This is a genomic window from Microcystis aeruginosa LEGE 91341 (assembly GCF_015206885.1).
Lineage (GTDB): Bacteria > Cyanobacteriota > Cyanobacteriia > Cyanobacteriales > Microcystaceae > Microcystis > Microcystis aeruginosa_H.
The window spans coordinates 1-19,214 of record NZ_JADEXY010000057.1; the positions used below are offsets into that span (position 1 = coordinate 1).

General features: G+C 43.2%; 15 protein-coding genes, 2 tRNA genes and 2 pseudogenes. 7 read left to right on the forward strand and 12 right to left on the reverse strand.

Features of this window, described 5'->3' with window-relative positions:
• Nucleotides 1–86: 86 nt before the first annotated feature.
• The 4 genes from IQ234_RS10485 to IQ234_RS10500 all read right to left on the reverse strand — a co-directional run bounded on the left by IQ234_RS10485 (nucleotide 87) and on the right by IQ234_RS10500 (nucleotide 3,204).
• On the reverse strand, nucleotides 87–452 hold the full coding sequence (locus tag IQ234_RS10485) for a DUF948 domain-containing protein (RefSeq protein ID WP_193957052.1): 366 nt from the start codon (nucleotides 450–452) through the stop codon (nucleotides 87–89).
• On the reverse strand, nucleotides 453–812 hold the full coding sequence (locus IQ234_RS10490) for a YtxH domain-containing protein (RefSeq protein WP_193957053.1): 360 nt from the start codon (nucleotides 810–812) through the stop codon (nucleotides 453–455).
• A 444-nt stretch (nucleotides 813–1,256) separates the two neighbouring features.
• Nucleotides 1,257–2,273: a glutaminase A gene (gene glsA, locus IQ234_RS10495; protein ID WP_193957054.1), complete on the reverse strand. Its 1,017-nt coding sequence runs from the start codon at nucleotides 2,271–2,273 to the stop codon at nucleotides 1,257–1,259.
• An 82-nt stretch (nucleotides 2,274–2,355) separates the two neighbouring features.
• A complete protein-coding gene (locus IQ234_RS10500; protein ID WP_193957055.1) occupies nucleotides 2,356–3,204 on the reverse strand; it encodes a carbonic anhydrase in 849 nt (282 codons plus the stop codon).
• A 168-nt stretch (nucleotides 3,205–3,372) separates the two neighbouring features.
• Between IQ234_RS10500 and psbN the strand changes: the two genes are divergently transcribed.
• A complete protein-coding gene (psbN, locus tag IQ234_RS10505; RefSeq protein WP_002761150.1) occupies nucleotides 3,373–3,504 on the forward strand; it encodes a photosystem II reaction center protein PsbN in 132 nt (43 codons plus the stop codon).
• Here the strand turns inward: psbN and IQ234_RS10510 are convergent.
• From IQ234_RS10510 to IQ234_RS10535, 6 genes are all read right to left on the reverse strand, one after another.
• The gene (locus IQ234_RS10510) at nucleotides 3,501–6,509 is read right to left on the reverse strand and encodes an alpha-mannosidase (protein ID WP_193957056.1); all 3,009 of its coding nucleotides are present in this window, start codon (nucleotides 6,507–6,509) and stop codon (nucleotides 3,501–3,503) included. The two genes, psbN and IQ234_RS10510, sit on opposite strands and share 4 nt — an antisense overlap.
• A 358-nt stretch (nucleotides 6,510–6,867) precedes the next feature.
• Nucleotides 6,868–6,939 (reverse strand) — tRNA-Thr (locus IQ234_RS10515).
• An 8-nt stretch (nucleotides 6,940–6,947) separates the two neighbouring features.
• Nucleotides 6,948–7,032, reverse strand: a tRNA-Tyr gene (locus IQ234_RS10520).
• 138 nt (nucleotides 7,033–7,170) lie between these two features.
• A complete protein-coding gene (locus tag IQ234_RS10525; protein ID WP_193957057.1) occupies nucleotides 7,171–7,467 on the reverse strand; it encodes a ferredoxin in 297 nt (98 codons plus the stop codon).
• A 717-nt stretch (nucleotides 7,468–8,184) separates the two neighbouring features.
• Entirely contained in the window at nucleotides 8,185–9,369 is a 1,185-nt protein-coding gene (gene tnpB, locus IQ234_RS10530; RefSeq protein WP_193957058.1) for an IS200/IS605 family element RNA-guided endonuclease TnpB, read from the reverse strand.
• 239 nt (nucleotides 9,370–9,608) lie between these two features.
• Nucleotides 9,609–10,244 (reverse strand): peroxiredoxin, encoded by a 636-nt coding sequence (locus tag IQ234_RS10535; protein WP_002761158.1) that lies wholly within the window; start codon nucleotides 10,242–10,244, stop codon nucleotides 9,609–9,611.
• A gap of 478 nt (nucleotides 10,245–10,722) precedes the next feature.
• Here IQ234_RS10535 and psbU point away from each other — a divergent pair, with 478 nt between their 5' ends.
• The 6 genes and pseudogenes from psbU (at nucleotide 10,723) to IQ234_RS10565 (ending at nucleotide 16,876) form a co-directional block, all read left to right on the forward strand.
• The gene (gene psbU, locus IQ234_RS10540) at nucleotides 10,723–11,130 is read left to right on the forward strand and encodes a photosystem II complex extrinsic protein PsbU (protein ID WP_193957059.1); all 408 of its coding nucleotides are present in this window, start codon (nucleotides 10,723–10,725) and stop codon (nucleotides 11,128–11,130) included.
• Between the two features lie 249 nt (nucleotides 11,131–11,379).
• Complete coding sequence (nadB, locus tag IQ234_RS10545) at nucleotides 11,380–13,047, forward strand: L-aspartate oxidase (RefSeq protein WP_193957060.1); 1,668 nt, start codon at nucleotides 11,380–11,382, stop codon at nucleotides 13,045–13,047.
• A gap of 206 nt (nucleotides 13,048–13,253) precedes the next feature.
• The gene (locus tag IQ234_RS10550; protein ID WP_193957061.1) at nucleotides 13,254–14,375 is read left to right on the forward strand and encodes a HEAT repeat domain-containing protein; all 1,122 of its coding nucleotides are present in this window, start codon (nucleotides 13,254–13,256) and stop codon (nucleotides 14,373–14,375) included.
• Nucleotides 14,372–14,968 (forward strand): annotated as a pseudogene (locus IQ234_RS21780) (UDP-glucose--tetrahydrobiopterin glucosyltransferase); the annotation flags it as partial. The gene IQ234_RS10550 and the pseudogene IQ234_RS21780, both read left to right, overlap by 4 nt.
• A gap of 466 nt (nucleotides 14,969–15,434) precedes the next feature.
• A pseudogene (locus tag IQ234_RS10560) lies at nucleotides 15,435–15,851 on the forward strand (glycosyltransferase); the annotation flags it as partial.
• A 596-nt stretch (nucleotides 15,852–16,447) separates the two neighbouring features.
• A complete protein-coding gene (locus IQ234_RS10565) occupies nucleotides 16,448–16,876 on the forward strand; it encodes a type II restriction endonuclease (protein WP_228008461.1) in 429 nt (142 codons plus the stop codon).
• A gap of 486 nt (nucleotides 16,877–17,362) precedes the next feature.
• On the opposite strand, the gene IQ234_RS10570 is transcribed toward IQ234_RS10565, so the two are convergent.
• Complete coding sequence (locus IQ234_RS10570) at nucleotides 17,363–18,880, reverse strand: NAD(P)H-hydrate dehydratase (RefSeq protein WP_193957062.1); 1,518 nt, start codon at nucleotides 18,878–18,880, stop codon at nucleotides 17,363–17,365.
• A gap of 28 nt (nucleotides 18,881–18,908) precedes the next feature.
• Complete coding sequence (locus IQ234_RS10575; protein WP_193957063.1) at nucleotides 18,909–19,088, reverse strand: hypothetical protein; 180 nt, start codon at nucleotides 19,086–19,088, stop codon at nucleotides 18,909–18,911.
• Nucleotides 19,089–19,214 lie beyond the last annotated feature (126 nt).

Consider the following 19,214-nt stretch of genomic DNA (forward strand, 5'->3'; position numbering starts at 1 on the left):
TTTCCCCATTTCCCCATTTCCCCATTTCATAATTCATAATTCATAATTCATAATTCATAATTCATAATTTATAATTCCCCATCTGCTTAACTGCGTTTCCAAGTATTCCAAGCGACTTTAAAACCGATCAAGAGGCGACGGCTGCCACGATCGAGCTTGCTGAGACCAGCTTTAGCATTACCGAGACTGCGATCAACGCTTTGGACAACTTGGCGGGTACTTTTGACCCCTTCATCGATATTGTCGGTTAATTCGCTGATTTCCGCCCCTGTCAGGCGAATTGCTTCTAGAGTTGGGGGAAATTCCCGATGGAGGGTATCGAATAATTTTTCGGCACTGCGGGCTGCCCGGGCTAACTCTTGCAGAGCAGGTAAAGCGGCGATGAAAACCGCCGTTAAACTAACGGCGACTAGCAGTAAAGAACATCCTAGCCAGAAAATAGGTTCGGTCATTTAGTAGTGATTCGAGTGTTGATTATCGCCTTGGGGGGATTCTTGCGAGTCGGGGAAGGGATTGTCTGTGGCTATACTTTGACTAGCTTCGATTCCGGCTGTCACCGCCTCTTTTAATCTGATTAAAGTATCATCCCAATTACGCCGGGCCGATTCCGATAGGCGATCGGCCTGTAATTGCATCGTCGTGGTCAGATCTTCAGCCAATTCTGGCAAAGCCTGGGCGGATTTTTGCAGAATTCGACGGGTTTCTTTTCCAGATCTGGGCGCTACTAATAAACCCGTCACTACTCCGATCGCACTGCCCACTAAAACCCCGACGAAGAATAAGCCGCCGTTACCGTTATTTTTATCTGCCATAGGATTGCCCCTGTACTTAATTCCCAATTTTACGAGCAATTACACTTCTCTTGTGCAGTTTCTTCGGCAAAAATTTTGACCTGTTGCTCTTGGTAAGCAGCAACAGACCTAGAAGGGATAAATTGAGAAAAAACTAGCGATCGGGTAAAACCTGATTTTATGGCTGACTTTGAGCCAATAGGGGAGTGAAAAAGAAGAACCTCCGGGAGTCTTGCCGTGTTTCGACCCCAAAGGTTCCTCTTATACTGAACTTATACTCCTCACACAATATTTATATTACACACAACCCGCTGCTTTTGTCAAGGGGTTTCTGAAATTTTTTCCACAGACCTCTGGCCAAATTAATTTTTTAGAGTTGGTAGGCGCTCTTGCAGGGGACATTTATCAGACTAAATCCTGTTTAAAAGCCATGGCAGAGTGAGGAGAGGGAAGTAGGGGGTGGGATCAACTATTGCCTTCAAGCCACGTTTTCAAATCTCGTTCTGGTTTGGCCACATTAAATAAATGTAAACCAAAATCCTCTGAAATATCTTGACAAATTTTCACTCCTCTGATACTGTTGCCTTTTTCATCTAAAAGGGGCGAAAAAGTCCCAATTCCCAACTGATGGGGGACTACTGCCGTAATTCCGCCACCGACACCGCTTTTTGCTGGTAATCCTACCCGATAGGTCCATTCTCCTGAAGCGTCGTACATTCCACAGGTAAGCATAACACTGATCACATCTTGAACGTAGTGTTCATCGATCGCCCGTATTCCTGTGATTGGGTTGACACCCCCATTAGCCAAGGTAGCAGCCATCAGAGCTAAATCGTGAGCATGGACGAGGATGGCGCATTGTTGACAGTAAAGATCGAGGGTTTCTTCAATTTTATCGCTGACCATGCCAAAATTTAGCATCAGATAGGCCATGGCCCGATTGCGATTGCCAGTGGATTTTTCCGAGAGAAAAACGGGGACATTAATCCCGTGATCCCTACCCGTATAGCGTTTAAACATTTCTAAAATACGTTTTAGCCTTTCGGTGGCATTCTGTCCGGTGATTAAATCCGTGGTAGCGATCGCACCAGCATTAACCATAGGATTATAGGGACGATTGGTTTTTTCATCGAGAATAATCGAGTTAAAAGCTTCTCCCGTGGGTTCAACACCGACTTTACTATTAACGTATTCCCGTCCGTGATCTTCTAGAGCTAATCCAAAGACAAAAGCTTTAGAAATCGATTGTACTGTAAAGGTTTGCTGACAGTCTCCCACCTCAAAAATCTGACCATCAGTGCTAATTACAGAAATACCAAACCATTCTGGAGCTGCTAGGGCTAATTCCGGAATATAATCGGCGATATGACCCGTCTGTAAATCAGAGTATTTTGCGTGAAGATAGTTAAGATAGTTCCGAAAAGGATAGACTAACTCTTGCTCGGAATTGACGGGACTAATAAAATCTTTTGGGGAAGCCATAGAGGAGTATAGCAGTTATCGTTTAATTGCCACTCTAGAGACGTTAATAGACACATCTCTAGAGAATTTCTGTAATCCCTAATTAACTTCTCGAACCGCGATAAATGCGATCAGCTTGGGAGGGTTCTAAATAAGTATAGCCCGGTTTTTGGGTTGAGGAGCCGTTCTTTTTGGCCACAGTATTAACCGCAGGAGTCGCTTTTTTTAAGTCCGCATGAGTCCTGATATAATCCTCAGAAATCTTGAAGGGATGACTATTGGGAAGATGACGACTAGAGGGTAATTTTTCTTCTGGTTCGGGATGGGTAATTTTACTATGGGGAGCGACAAAATCGTGTAGGATGGGATCATAGGCTAAAATTTCACCAGTTTCAATGCGAAAAATCCAACCGTGTAGGGACAATTTACCCTGATGTAATCGGGAACGAATAATTGGATAGCTTTGCAAATTACTTAACTGATTGAGAACATTTTCTGCTACTGTCACCTCGATCAGTTCTTCTCCTTCTAGTTCTTTGTAATTATCCTTAACTAAACGTCGAGTAGCTTCTGCTTGTTTTAACCAATCGTAAACTAAAGGCATTTCATCGGCCAGACTCTGCAATTTTAACAAACCTTTCATCGCTCCACAATGGGAGTGACCGCAGATAATCACTTGCTCGATGCCGAGAGCGTTGATAGCATATTCTATAGATGCACCTTCACCACCATTAGTTGCTCCGTAGGGAGGAATTATATTTCCCGCATTGCGAATTACGAATAATTCCCCCACCTCTGCTTGGGTAATTAGGTTAGGATCGATACGGGAATCGGAACAGGTGATAAACAGGATTCTCGGTTTTTGTCCGTGGGAAAGTTCCTCAAATAATTGCCGATGTTCATCAAAATAACCACTCTGGAACTTTTCTAGTCCCTCTAGGAGTTTCTTCATAATAATTTTTCTGGTTTAGTTCGATCGCTATTGAGTCGATCCTTTCAGCATTATCGGGCATGAGATAACAGCAATGCAACTGACCCGATTAGCGATCGTTATCGGCGGCGAGATCGGTTATATTTTGTTAAGATAAGATACAGACTGTATCTAAGCAAATTTTATTCTATGGAAACTGCAACAATTTTGGGTATTTCGATCGCTGCTGCTTTGGTGGGAATTACCGCTTTAGCTCTTTATACCGCTTTTGGACCGCCGGCAGCAGAATTAAGCGATCCTTTTGAAGATCACGAAGATTAATTCTTTAATAACCATGTGGCTATTTGCCAAGGAGAAATTTGCTCCATAGGATCGATCGCTCTTTCTAAACCATCGATCGATTCTTTTATTGTTAATTGTAATTGATTTTGCCAATCAATAACAGCGTTTTCTCCCTGACATTCATAAACGCGCATTACCCAACTCTGAGCGGATGTTTCACCTTGTTTGAAACTCATTAAAATTAAGTTATCGTCCGAGAATTTTAACCATTGTGCCACGGGTGGCAACTGGTTTGATCGAGAAGAATTATTAATAAAAATAACGGTGACAGGTAAGTTTAACTGCCAAGCATGATGGACAGTTTTCGCCATTTTCCAGTCCCCTTGATGGGGATATATTGCATAGGTAAATTCTTGTTTCCCCAGATCTGCCTCGGGATCGGGCCATCGGGGACTTCTCAAGAGAGTTAATCGCAGTTGCTGGTTAGTAGCATCGTAGCCATATTTATTATTATTTAAAAGACTAACCCCATAGTTTGCCTCTGTATCGGTTAAATCCGCCCATTTATGGGCGTAAACTTCCCATTTTGGCGATTCTGGTTCGTGGTAACGCTCGATCGCACCACAGGCAATTTCATAGGTGGTAAAATTGCTGTTTAGGGTAAGAGGAAAAGCGGTTTTTACTAAAGTATGTTGCTGTTGCCAATTAACAATAGTTTTAATCTGGAGAATAGGAGAATCTTTTTCTAAGATATAATCTTGACAAAATTCCGAATCAGCTAAATTTCTGATCACGCGAATCTGCCAGCGCAAGGGACCACATTCTAAGCATTCGATCGATTTTAATACTGTTTTAGGTAAGGGATATTGTTGATAATTCGGATCGATATTCCAAGCGTCCCAATATTGTCCTTGATCTTTAAATCCCTGTAATTGATTACCGGCAGCTTGTAGGATTTCTCTCTGATTAATTATATCGAATATACTATCTATATCTCCCGTTTCCGAGTTAATAGTAACTTTAAGCAGTCCATTATCTAAAATAAATTGGCAGTTAGTTAAATTTTGCTCGGCTGCTGGCTGATTGGGAACTAACCAAAATAACTTATAACCCACAGAAGGAATATTTTCTGCGAGAAATAATAGCTGATTGTCGTGGGATAATTGCGAGGGACAGAGACAATTATTTAAGTCATAAACCGAACAATTGGCAGATTCTACAGCTAAAGAGATAACCTGGGTTCTTTCCCAGTTAAGAGAATTAAAAACTAGAAAAGGTTTTGCTTGGGTATGGGGGGGATTAGGTAAATTAATTTGATTAGCAATTGCCTGTAAAGCTTGATCTAAAATTGCTTCACCTGTGCTGATAACTTGCTGCCATAAATGATTAGCATCCCTAAACACTTCCGGGATTGAAGTACCGGGCAGTATATCATGAAACTGATTTAATAAAACCTTTTTCCAGGCGGATTCTATCTCGACTTTCGGATAGGGAATCTCTAGTAAAATATTAGCCAGAGAAGACCATAATTCCCCTTGATACAAGAGGATTTCACAGTAACGATTATAGGCTTTTTGATCAGAGTGAGTGGTATAACAACCGCGATGGAATTCTAGATATAATTCATCATCCCAGATAGGAAGATTACTTGTCTCCAGACTATCCAGATAAGTTGTTGCTTGGCTAAATTTTAACTGGGGGAAAAAAGGAGATTTTTGCCAACGTTGGGCCACCTCTAACATATCACGAGTCGGACCGCCGCCATGGTCGCCAACACCGGGCAACCAAAAAATATCTTTTAAGCCAGTTTCCCGTTCCCAATTGAGAGCATGATCGGTCATAATAATTGGATTAGTATCCATAACTCCGGCAACATTAGGAGGAGACATTAGGGAAAGAATTTTACTGCCATCGGGAGATTGCCACCAGAAAAAACCGTGAGGAAATTTAGTCGTATCATTCCAATGTAGTTTCCCAGTTACAAAATATTTAATGCCAAAGGATTTAAGAATTTGCGGCAATTGGTAGGGAAAACCAAAGGTATCTGGCAGCCAAGCAGTTTTAGTGATTTGTCCGAATTTTTCTTGAAAATATTTTTGTCCATAAAGCAGCTGTCGAAATAGGGATTCCCCAGAGATTAAATTGACTTCTGGTTCTATCCACATCCCCCCCAAAAGTTCCCAGGATTGCCCTTTATATGCCTCTAGAATTGCTTGAAATAGGTCAGGATGATGTTTTTCTATCCATTCGTAAATTAGGGGACTAGAATGGCCAAATATGAGGGCGGGAAAATCTTTTTGCAGGTTTAAAACCGAGATAAAAGTGTTTTTTGCCACTTGCCAAGTTTCTGCCAACGGCCACAACCAAGCCATATCCAAATGTGCGTGACCGAGAAGATGAAAACTGCGTTCTTTGAGAGGTTGAGCGACGGGTTGTAGGGATTGACGAATTAATTCTAGGGATTGATTAAATTTATCTTTGTTGGTGACATTATCCCAGTCAATATTATCGAGAGTAGCGTTAAAAATAGCTAAATTTTCAGGATAAAAAGTTTGTAGATAATTATGGAGAATGGTCAATTCAGCAGCAACAAAACCAGGATCGATCGCTTGGCTATATTCATAGATTAACTCTGATTTCATCAAACCACCAATATCATGATTGGGACTGACTAAACGGAGAGTAACAAAGATTTCTTGACCGGTAGAGACAGAGTTAGAAAGTAAAATGCGCGTGGAAGAATCAAAGAGGTCTCCTGCTTGGATAAATTGATTATTAATATAAATTTTGACATCTTCGGCCCACCAAGTTAAGATTAATCTCAGTTCCATTCCCTCTAAAGGATAACCGGCCAAATGTTCGGGGACAATAATTTTTTGAGTTAGATATTGAATTTGTCTGCCGGCAGGCCAAATAATGTATTGTTTTTCATTGAGGGTGACGGGTTGAATTGGGTTTCCCGCTGCTGTAGCGATCAACCAATTGTTCTGAACATCCCTGCGGGTGAGGTGAGACAGTTTAGCGATGTTGTCGAGGGGAGACATGAGCCAACAAATAAGTTAATTTTGACCATTTTAAGCGATCGATGCCTAATCGGGCTAGGGGATAACTTCTGTTAACGCCATAGTGCTGAAGACTTACTTAGGGTTTGCGGCAAAAAGTTTTTCGGTGGGGGTAGGGTGTGGGGTGTAGGGTGTAGGGTTTTACCCATTTTCAGGGGGTCAATTACCTAATTTTCAGGGAAAAAGTCCCTAAATTTCCCCCCCGATCCCTCCAATGGCTGGTACTTTTTGATTTCAAAAAAGCCTAAAAATATTATCCAACAAGGTTTTTAGATTTATTCAGCAAGCCCTACTCAATCTTATCCTTCAACGGTTTATCGAGAATGAGTAGAGAAAAAAAAGCCCGTGATGAGGATTGAACTCATGACCTCACCCTTACCAAGGGTGTGCTCTACCACTGAGCTACACGGGCATTTATCGTGGTGGGCCGGGCCGGATTCGAACCAGCGTAGGCGTAGCCAACGGATTTACAGTCCGCCCCCATTAACCACTCGGGCACCGACCCATTAATTCCACGATTAATAATCATAGCACCCTTAGCTAAAACATACAAGTGTTTAGGGAAAAAAATTTTTGAGCCATAAAATAACTCCCGTTAAAGCCATAGCACTTAACGGGAGTTTTCTGACAATCTTGAGGGAGACTACTGTAAAGCTTCTTCTTCTTGGTGGGTGAGGATCACAGAGTCAGAAGTGGGATAGGCGACGCAGGTAAGGACGAAACCAGCTTCCATTTGATCGTCACTGAGGAAAGATTGATCGGATTGATCGACACTACCGGATATAAGTTTACCGGCACAGTTGGAGCAAGCTCCCGCGCGGCAGGAAAAAGGTAAGTCTAGTCCTTGTTCTTCGGCTGCATCGAGAATGTACTCATCATCGGGAACATCAATTGTATGCTCGCCATCGGGTGTTTTCAGGGTGACTTTATAAGTTGTCATCAGTTGTTCCTCTTAATTAAATGCCAGTGAAAGCGGCAGTCTCTACAATTGCCTCTCGCTCGTCGTCAGATTGAACGATGTGAGCGAGTTTCATTTTTGATACTACGGGAAAATCTCCCCGACTCAGCCTTGCATTAGTAATGACAGTCTTAAATAAACTTAAAATAAAATTTACTTATATATCTACCCCAGAATTCCTGACAATCTTTGCTTGATCTTTAGATAATTTCATCCCTCTACAATCTAGCTAAACTAACCACTACTAAGCATTTGGAGCGATAATGTTAATCGTTTTTTTCCTCTTGAGCCGATTTTTCTTAAATATTAATTTAACTTATGGTTAAGATAGATGTCGATGAATTGTCTTTAACCCAGCCAAGAAATTGCTTTTTGGCACTACTGCCGCTAACACATCTAGGGAAACTATGAAAAAATATATTGATACTAAGTCCGTTGAGCATAGGCTACTTATGAGGCGAGGCAAGAGGCAGAAGGCAAGAGGCAAAAGGGGGAATAAATAATCAGTTTTTAATAACCGAATTTAGTATGACGGCTCTTCTGGTTTCTGTGTGGAAACGAGGTCTATACCGATAGTTTCTTCCGCAAAATAGTCCTAAAAGTTTTGCCCAATAAGCACTTCAGGGTTCCATAAGCAAAAATTATCACACAAAGTCGAGAAGAGCCGTATGACAATCAAACTGTTGACACTCCCGTTGCCTAAAGGCGTGGGGATTCTTCATTCACGGGGAGATGCCTTGCAAAAGCAGTGCTTTTACTCGGTCTTACTCTCCCTCCTGAAGCAGTAGCGGTATGCCCTACCGCCAATATTCGTAAACCTTCATCTCGAATATTCTTAGCGGCGTTGATGTCCCTATCGTGGTTTTCTCCACATTTAGGGCATTGCCAGCTACGAATATCTAAGCTCAAACTATCAACACGGTTTAAGCAGTTACTACAGGTCTTGGAACTAGGAAAGAATCTATCTACTTCGATGTAGGTTTTTCCATCCCATTCAGCCTTGTACTTCAACATAGTGCAGAATTGCCCCCAACCAGCATCACTGATTGACTTTGCTAGTTTTGGGTTTTTGACCATGTTTCTAACTGCCAGATTTTCTACCACTATGACTTGGTTTTCGTCAACTAATTTACGACTTAGCTTATGTAGAAAATCTTCACGACAACGAACAATTTTAGAGTGAACTTTAGCAACTTTAATTCTAGCTTTATTTCGGTTGTTAGAGCCTTTTTGTTTGCGGCTTAGTTTCTTTTGTCTCCTCGCTAATCTTTGTTCGTACTTACGATAGTATTTAGGATTCCCGTGTTTAGTCCCATCTGATGTAATAGCAAAATGGGTTAGTCCAACGTCTATCCCAACAGCTTTTCCTTCTGATGATTTTTGGGGTAAATCCTGACCATCATCATAAAGACAAGATGCGAAATATTCTCCCGATGGATTAACTGAAACCGTAACAGACTTTAAGGTTCCCTCTGGTTGCCGTGAGACTTGGCAATGAACTTCACCAATTTTAGGCAATACCAGAACATCATCTTTTAACTTACAGTGCTGAGGAAATCTAATCGACTGTTTATTTTGCTTTTTCTTGAAGTTGGGATATTTAGCTCTACCTTCAAAGAAATTAAGGAAAGCACTAGAAAGATTTAAAGCGGCTTGCTGTAATACCTGTGATGGTACTTCGCTTAACCACTCATGCTCTTTTTTTAGGGAAGGCAGCAGCTTAATTATTTCGTTTCTGCTTAATCCTTTTCCAGTTTGCTTGTAAGTTTCGGATGTTAAGTTGAGAGCGTAATTGTAAAACCATCTAGCACAGCCAAACGACTTGGCGAGCAAAACTGATTGCTCACTTGTCGGATAGATTCTGTACTTGAACGCTTTTAGCATTTTGCTTACCAAACTACATTTACTATGGTAAGCTATGTGAGCAACAATGTCAAGCCGTCCTTCGCTACGCTAAAGGACGGGGTTTTAGACCCAAATTTTCGATAAATGATATGGGGAGATAAATCCCCTGTTGCCAGGGGTAGCATCCGTTATAACGGATGGCTAACCCTCCCTGACGACTTTATGGTTTTCGGATTGCCAGTTTTCTAGGATATGGTTCACCGATTAGCAAACCCTAATTACTTATTAGGTTGGGGAGTCATGCGTAGATAGGGTTTAATTTCTTCAACCCCTTTGGGAAATTTACTGCGAGCTTCTTCAGTGGGAATAGAGGGAACCACCACACAATCGCCACCGTCAGTCCAGTTAGCCGGGGTAGCCACTTGATAGTTATCGGTGAGCTGCAGGGAGTCGATTACGCGCAGGATCTCGTTAAAATTGCGTCCCGTGCTGGCAGGATAGGTAATAGTTAAACGTAATTTTTTGTTGGGATCGATGATAAACACCGAGCGTACCGTCAGATTATTGAGGGAATTGGGGTGAATCATGCCGTAGAGATCGGATACTTTGCGATCGCCATCGGCGATAATCGGATAGTTAACGGTAGTGTTTTGAGTTTCGTTGATGTCATTAATCCAACCCCGATGGGATTCGGCACTATCCACACTTAAAGCGATTACTTTCACATTGCGTCGCTCAAATTCTGACTTAAGACTAGCCACCGTACCTAATTCCGTGGTACAAACGGGAGTATAGTCAGCCGGGTGGGAGAACAGCACCACCCAGCTATCTCCTACCCACTGGTGAAAAGAAATCGGACCTTCACTAGAATCTTGTGTAAAATCTGGAACGATATCACCCAATTGGAGAGCCATAATTGTGTCTTCCTTACTATATATTTCAAGACAAGCAACAGTTTATGATGCCATAGGAGTGCTGTTCGTCATTGATAATTTTAGGGATTTATAATAATTGGGTTAGGGGATAGGGGAATGAGGAAATGGGGGAAGTGGGGAGATAGGGTAATAGGGAAATTCAACTTTAGCATCCGCCAGATGGCAGCAGGAAAATCTTTGCCAGAAACTGGTTTTAGCGATTTAGATTGTCCTAACCAACTTGTTCCTTGTGATCAAACCCCAAAACCGCAAAACCCTTCCCCTAGGGCGGCAAACTAGGTTATGATCTGGTCTAATGGCATGATATAACTTTTTTAACTAGCTATCAGCGTTCAGCTAATAGCTAGGCTGCGGTGGCAAATCCCAATTCCCCACCCTATGCCTAGTCGGAAAGCTGACGGCTTAATTTCTTGTCCTGATCGTTAATTTGCCTTGGTTTTAGGAGACCACAACTGCAATGAAGAATCTTGTTCGTCTGCTGGCGGTAATTGCCTTGATTATCGGGAGTTTTTGGGGCAAAGTTCCCGCTCAAGCTCTCAATCTCACCTCGATCTCCCTTCCCTCTTATCCCGTGGCGGTCTTAAATGCGGCTGATGCCAAACTAACCACAGAATTTGGGGCGAAAATCGACCTTAATAACAGTGATATTCGCGATTTCCGGGACTTGAGAGGATTCTATCCCAATTTAGCTGGTAAAATCATCAAAAACGCCCCCTACGAAGAAGTGGAAGATGTCCTCAATATCCCCGGACTCTCGGACACTCAAAAAGAGCGTTTACAGGCTAATCTAGAGAAATTCACCGTTACTGAGCCTTCTAAAGAATTTATCGAGGGTGATGACCGTTTTAACCCCGGAGTTTACTAAATCCAGTTAATTACGGTTTAAAAAAAATTCCTAGGTGGGCGATCGCTCACCTTTTTCAGTGATCAGCTTCTGATGGCAAGAGGCAAGATCTGATGGGGTGACAAAGAGGTTAGAGTTTAGACAGGGTATGGGGTGTGGGGTGTGGGGTGTAGGGAAAATCTCAGTCCAGACTGGGATGTCTGGTTTCGTGGCCAGAGCTATAGAGAAATGAAGTGCTAGAATAAATAGAATTTATCAATTAACTCCTACATGGTCGTTTCCTCGCAACTGCCGAGTTATCAAGATGTTTTAGTGGTGGGATCGGGAGCGGCGGGATTGTATGCCGCACTGTGTTTACCCCCTAACTTAAAGGTGGGTTTAATTACCAAAGAAGATTTAAAAACTGGGGCTAGTGATTGGGCGCAGGGAGGAATTGCGGCAGCCACGTCCCCAGCAGATTCCCCCGTTTTCCATTTAGAAGATACCCTGAAAGCCGGAGCGGGCTTATGCGATCGCTATGCCGTGCAGTTTTTAGTCGAGAAAGCCCCCCAAGCGATCGCTGATTTGCTGCGGTTAGGAGTTAGTTTTGATCGCTCTGGAGACGACTTAGCCCGCACTCTTGAGGCTGCCCATTCCCAGGCCCGGGTGCTACACGCGGCCGATCGCACGGGGAGAGCGATCATCAGTACCCTGATGGAAAAAGTGACCGAGCGCCCCAATATTACCATTATTCCCCAAGCGATCGCACTGAAACTCTGGCTTGATCCGGAAGGGCAACGCTGTCAAGGTATTTGTTTACTCCATCAAGATCATCTCTGTTGGCTACGAGCGCAGGCAGTCATTCTGGCTACGGGAGGCGGTGGTCAAGTCTATGCCCAAACCACTAATCCCGCCGTTAGCACGGGGGATGGAGTCGCCCTCGCTTGGCGTGCTGGGGCAGTGATTCGCGACCCAGAATTTTTTCAGTTTCACCCCACCGCTTTGACTGTGCCGGGGGCGCCGAGGTTTTTAATTAGTGAAGCGGTGCGGGGCGAAGGAGCGCATTTAATTGATGCTCTGGGGCGGCGTTTTGCCTTCGATTATCATCCGGCTGGAGAATTGGCCCCCCGGGATGTGGTCAGTCGGGCGATTTTTAGCCATTTGCAGAAAACCTCCGACGATCCCGCCCATGCCAAAGTATATCTAGATTTAAGACCGATCGAACCGGAGCGTCTGCGTTATCGTTTCCCCAATATTATCCGCATCTGTCAAAGGTGGGGCATTAATGTGCTTGAGGATCTGATTCCCGTCGCCCCCGCCGCTCACTATTGGATGGGAGGAGTGGCCACCGATTTAAACGCCCGCACTTCTCTACCCGGTTTGTATGCGATCGGCGAAGCGGCTAGTACAGGTGTTCACGGAGCCAATCGTTTAGCCAGTAATTCTCTCTTGGAATGTATTGTCTTTGCGGCAAGTTTAGCTGCAATAGGTCTAGAGCCGGAAAACTTTCTTGGGGAAAGACCAGAAAAACCCCTAGAAATTGCGGAAAACTGGCAAGAAGAACAGGAATACTGGCAAAAAGTACGGAGAGAATTACCGATTTTAATGTGGGAAAATGCGGGAATTTGCCGATTTCAAAATGAGTTAGAAACTGCTATCCTACGGGTGCAACAGTGGAAACAACAGTTAGAATCCTTAAAGATGGGCCAATTTCTCCGGAATCTTCTCCCCGACAAAGGACTATTATTTTTGTGTCCCTCGGTGCAGTTAGAAATAAGGATAGCGATCGAGACATTAAATCTTTTAGATATCGCCGACTTAATTCTGGAAAGTGCCTTATTACGAGCAGAAAGCCGAGGTGGTCACTATCGGGGCGATTATCCAGAAACTGTGGCTAATTGGCAATTCCACACGACTATTCAAGGTCGAACGTGGCGCAAAACTCCCGTGCAAGCTTAATTAAGCCAGCTTTTCACCGATAATCCCTCAGCGTTAAACAGTGGACTCTCTCTCCGATCCCAGTAGCGGCACTATTTGCCTGACGCTGACCAGGGGCTTTTCCCCATCATCGTGGTCTATGACCCATCTCTGGGGTTCAGTGCTTGTCATTTATGGCTTTTAGGCTATCATACTGTTACCTACCCCTAAACAGTTACATAAATTCTATGATCAAACCTAATTTTTTATTTTTGTTAGCTATCGGTGTGAGCAGTTGGGGTCATGATTTTCAGGTTTTATCCAAGGCTAACGCCCAAACTCCACCTAGGTTAGAGCAGGCCCAGACTGTCGCCACTTACGATCAGTTGATGAAAGCTGGTTACGAGGCCAAAACCCAAAAGAATTATCAACTCGCCTTGGAAAAATTTCAACAAGCTCTGGCACAACGTCCGAACGATAACTCTGCTCAAAATGCGATCGCTGATACGCAGAAGGATCTAGGTCAAACCGGCACGGTTGCCAACACTGCCGCCAAAAATGAGAATTTGCCAATACCATTAATTGCTGGCTCGGCCCTGTTATCCATCGCTTTACTGGCAGCTTTACTATCGCTTTTCCTTCAATACCGTCCCAAGGGTAAAGTCTCAAAACGTCCCAAAAAGACAACTTACGTCAACGTCAATCCTAAAAACCCAACCGACAACTTTTTTGAGGGCAATGGCAATTCCTTCGATGCGGACACCAAAACCAGTAGTGAGATTAATGACAATTGGGAGGATGATTTCGCGTCTTCTTTGTCCGTACAAGCTACCTCCCGCATACCGAGCGCAGACTCAATCACGAGTTTGATTGAAAGTCTTCGCGATGACGATCCCCGTACCCGCAGACGGGCGGTTTGGAAGCTGGCACAGATGTCTGATTCTAGGGCAATGCAGCCTTTAGTCGATAGCATGATGGATGGGGATTCCTACGAACGCAGTTTAACCCTAGAAGCGCTCGCTCAAATCTGCACTCGCTCCCTGCGACCGATGAACCAAGCTTTGGCTATCTCTCTCCAGGATAAAAATCCCCAGGTGCGGAAAAATGCCATTCGGGATTTAACCAGACTCTACGATGTCATGTCTCAGATCAGTCAATTAATTTGTCATGCCCTCGATGATTCCGATGAGGAAGTGCAAGAAACGGCGCGCTGGGCAATTAGACAGTTAAATCTGCAATTAGCTCCCCGTTTAGATATTGCTCCCCTAGAAACCACTGGTGAACCAGAAGATGATGATGTACAGGATACTTCCTTCACCGAAACCACACCGGCCTTCAGCGAAACCACAGCCACTGAGGTGCAAAATTGAGTCGAAAACTGTTATTTCTCTCCACCCCCGTGGGATTTTTGGGATCGGGGGGCGGCGGTGGCGTAGAATTAACTATTTATAATCTCGCTCGCACTCTGAATAAGCAAGGGTATGCGGTGCGGGTAGTGGCTCCAGAAGCCTCGGAATTGCAGGATATCCCCTTGATCACTATAGCGGGAAATGCCCAGATTTCCGCCCAGAGTCAAGACCGGGAAGCCCCGATTTTAATGCCCGAAAATGCCGTTTTAGCCAATATGTGGCACTACGCCCAACAGGTACAAAATGAGTACGATTTAATTGTTAATTTTGCCTAGGATTGGCTCCCTTTTTATCTCACTCCTTTTTTTACCACTCCCGTCGCCCATTTAGTCAGCATGGCTTCCGTTTCTTTGGCGATGGATTATATTATTCAAAAAACCTACCGCAGTTTTCCCCATTTACTCGCTTTTCACACCGTCGCCCAAGCAGAAACTTTCTCAATATCTCCCCCCTATCGCTGTTTGGCTAATGGTTTAGACGTATCTTTGTATCAGTTTCGGGCCGATCCTTCCCCCTGTCTAGCCTGGGTGGGACGGATTGCCCCGGAAAAAGCTTGAGAAGATGCGATCGCCGCTTGTCAACAGTTGGGCGTACCTTTAGGGGTTTTCGGTCATCGGAAATTTTGGGTCTGAAACCCCGCCGTTCTAGGTTGGCTTTACGTTAGAATTAAAAGGCCAGTCTCGAAAACCAAGTGGACGGCGCAGCACCGTTCGGCGGTTCGGCTGAGCTCACCGTCGAAGCCTGAGCTCACGGCCGAAGCCTTGAAAACTCGGCTTAGGGGGTTCCGACCAGAAAAGCTTGGCCGGGTAAAAAGTCGCGCGCAACAAGTACAAGAAGCTATAGGCGGTCAACGTACCGTGGGACACACGGAATCGGGCTTCTGAAATGGGGCGAAAGTCTGTGGACTCTGTGTAAGACAGTACATGGTTTTTTAACTGTGGTATGCGACGGTGGTGGAAGCAGAAACTTAAATCGTGAGGTTTAGGAATCGCCGCACTTTTAGGGCGGCGAGGATGTCAAATTTCCGATCCTCTCTACTGGCAAAATTTACAGGATGCCTATAGTTTCGATTTAGTCGATTATCGCGGGTTTTTGCCCACTGGGAGCCTGCAAAAAGAGCTAGGCGACTGTTTTGGTCTGTTGATGACCCCGCGCTGGGTTGAGGCTTTTGGTAACGGGGTTATTGAAGCTTTAGCTTGTGGTGTTCCTGTAATTGCCTATCGTCGCGGTGGTCTGGTAGAAATTATTGAAGATGGAAAAACTGGCTTTTTAGTTGAACCCGATAGTATCGAGGGATTAGTTACGGGAATTAAAAATTTAGACCGGATCGATCGATCTTTTTGTCGTGCAGTAGTCGAGCAAAAATATTCCCTAGAAGCTTTGGCAAATCGAGCTATTAATTGGTTTGAAGAAATTTTTACTCGCAGTCAAAAATAAATAGGATCTCTTGGTTTACTCTGGTTAAATCTAACCTAGCATAGAGTTTTCTATCGGCTTATCCCAGAAGGGTTCGGGAGTAACCACAGAGACACAAAGAACACAAAATCAAAACAGATTCGATATTAATTTTGCTTACTTAAGTAGCTGGTTATAATTAAATTAAAAATGGATTTTAGGTTCGATCCCCCCTGCCCCCCTTATCAAGGGGGGTGCCGATAGGCGGGGGGATCCCCCTTGATAAGGGGGGTGCCGATAGGCGGGGGGATCCCCCTTGATAAGGGGGGCATCTGATAATTTTTAACGCCTACCTACTTACTTAAATAAATTTTTCTGCTAGAGTTGATTTAAACCCTGTATTATCTATGGCAAGATTGACTCAAGAATCGTTATGTAACGAGGCAGCTGTCTTCTCAGCTTTGGAATCTCAACATCAAGAATCTTCACTCTACGGTGTTACAGATGGTAAAGCGATCGGAACTTACTTAGAACAAAAGTTTAAACTATATCTAAAGTAAAAATATAATTTTCTTGACGGTAATTCAGCTAGTGGGATTGATTTTCCTGATTTGTTAGTAGATATCAAAGTAACAAGCATGAAACAACCTCAATCATCTTGTCCTTTTAAATCCGCAAGACAAAAAATTTTTGGACTGGGATATTCCTTAATTATTTTTGTTTATGAAAAGTTAGATAATAGCCTAAATCGTACTGCCAGTTTAAGAATTATCAGGACAATTTTTCTCAGTGCCGAAAGAACAGCCGATTTCCAGATGACTCGTGGTATTCGTAACATCTTAAACAATCAGGGAAACAAAGATGATTTAATTGCTTTTATTTTAGATAAAAACTTACCTGTTGATGAAATGGAAGCGGCCAATATAGCTGATGAAATTCTTGTTCATCCCCCGGGGCAAGGTTTTCTAACTATTTCTAACGCGTTACAATGGAGATTACAATATACTAGGGTAATCGATCTTGCTGGTCAAGAAGAAGGATTAATAGCCATTTATAGAAAAAATTAGTAATGCAGGCTTCTCAGGTTAAAATTGAATATGGAGACTTTCAAACTCCCCCGGAGTTAACCGAAAAGATTTGTCAAAAATTATGGCAAATTCATGTTAATACTAAATCCGTTGAGTACAGGTTAGTTATGAGGAGAGGCAAAAGGCAACAGGCAAGAGGCAAAAGGGGAAATAAATAATCAGTTTTTAATAACCAGATTTAGTATAAACCTGATGTTATTATTGAGCCAACTTGTGGTATAGGTAACTTTTTAAAAGCAGCATCACTTACCTTTAAAGAAACTGAAAAAATTCTTGGCTTTGAAATTAATCCTAATTATAGCGTTTCCTAAGCTAGTGAGGTACACCTGTATCTAGAAAAATTTTAAACTATTTAGGGGGGTCTGATTGCTTACACTTATCATCCTGTTAAGCCTTCTCTTGATTTAGAAGCAAAAGACTTACCTGCTCTACCTTCTGCCCTTTTTTAACTTCATCTAACTCACGTTAATTTAAACCTTTAAGGGCAGCAAATAAATAATTAGCTAAAGTTACTCCATCTACTCCTAATTCTGTCCTTTCTTTAGCCGCTAAAATGCTGGCTTGAGCGTGTAAATAAGCCGCTAATGCAGTTGCTTCTGGGGGATTATCCAGCATTTGAGTTAAGAATCCGCCGATTAATCCTGTTAAGACATCACCACTACCACCTCGCGCTAGAGCGGAGCTACTTTCGGGGATTATATACATTTTACCGCCCGGGGAGGCGATTATAGTTCTGGCTCCTTTTAATAAGACAATTGCACCACTTTGTCGAGATGCTTCTTGAGTGATATTAATCCTATCTTGAGAACCTGATAAGTTAGGAAATAAGCGTTTAAATTCTCCCCAATGAGGCGTTAAAATTGTCTTATTCTGACGAGATGATAATTTTTCTATGCCCAATTGAGCCAAAATATTTAAAGCATCGGCATCGAGTATAATCGGTTTATCACTATCTAAAACCTGTTCGATAATAGCAGGATTTTCTGTAGTTAATCCAGGACCACAGGCGAGGACATGATAATTATTTAATTCGAGGGGAAGTTCGGCAATAGCTCCCGTGGCAGTTTCGGGACAATCGATAATTAATGCTTCTGGTAAATGACTAATTAATAAAGATTTGAGGGCAGCAGGAACGGCAATAGAAAGCATTCCCACACCACTACCTCGCGCTCCTAATCCGGTGAGAATTGCTCCTCCTGCATAACGACGAGAACCACAGATAATTAATAAATGTCCCTGCTGATATTTATGGGTAAGTAGAGGACGGGGTAAAGGTAAATAAGGGCGAATTAGATCGGGATTAACTCTCAGAATTGGCGGTGAATATTGTAGAATTGTTTCTAGGTAAAGGGGACTAATTCCTATGTCAATTAACTCCACTTTGCCCAGATAAGGTAAGGCCAAATCTTGGAAAAAAGCTCGCTTCCAGAGTCCCAAACAAAAGGTATGAGTGGCTTTAATTGCCGTGCCTAAAACCTCTCCGGTGTCGGTGTGAATTCCCGAAGCAATATCGATACTAATTATCGGTTTTTGCCAACTATTAATTTTATCGACTAATTCGGCAATATCTCCCGATAAAGTCCTTTCTAAACCAAAACCGAAAAGACCATCGATAATTAACTGACAATCCTCCAAAGATTCTAAAGTTTTCTGAAAAATTAAGCCTAAATGCTTGACATAATTAGCCTGTTGTGCTGTTAAATCCTTGAGTTTGGCGATTGGACAAAAAAGAGATACTTGATAACCAGCGAGATGTAATTCTCTAGCAATGACGAGAGCGTCGCCGCCATTGTGACCAGGACCGACGATAACGCCGATTTTGGGGAAATCAGCCAAAGAATAGGACTTTTTAAGCTGTTGTGCCGTTAACAGGGCTGCCTTTTCCATCAAAGCGGCCACAGGCATACCAGAGGCAAAAATCGCCCCTTCAATGCGACGCATCTGCTCGCTATTAACCACGTTTAACCGATAATTGTAGCTCATTCGGGGGATAAATTGCCTGTTAACAGGTCTAGATGACTTTTTTGCCGAAAAATTCCCAATTGGCCGCCATTTTCACCGGCTCAAGGCTGGTTTGGGTAATAATAGCCAGATCATTCTGTCTAGTTTCCACTTGACGGTGAGCAGTGGATATATTAATTAATTTTAGTAGTTGCTGACAACAACTATACTCGACGACGACTAAGACCATTTTTCCAAAGTAATGGCAGCTCTGGTTAATTGTCCTCATCCTCAAACCTTCTCCCAGAAAGGGAGAGGGTAGTAATCGGAGTTTTCTTTTCACTGATCACTGATCACTGAAAAGACTCCCCAACAC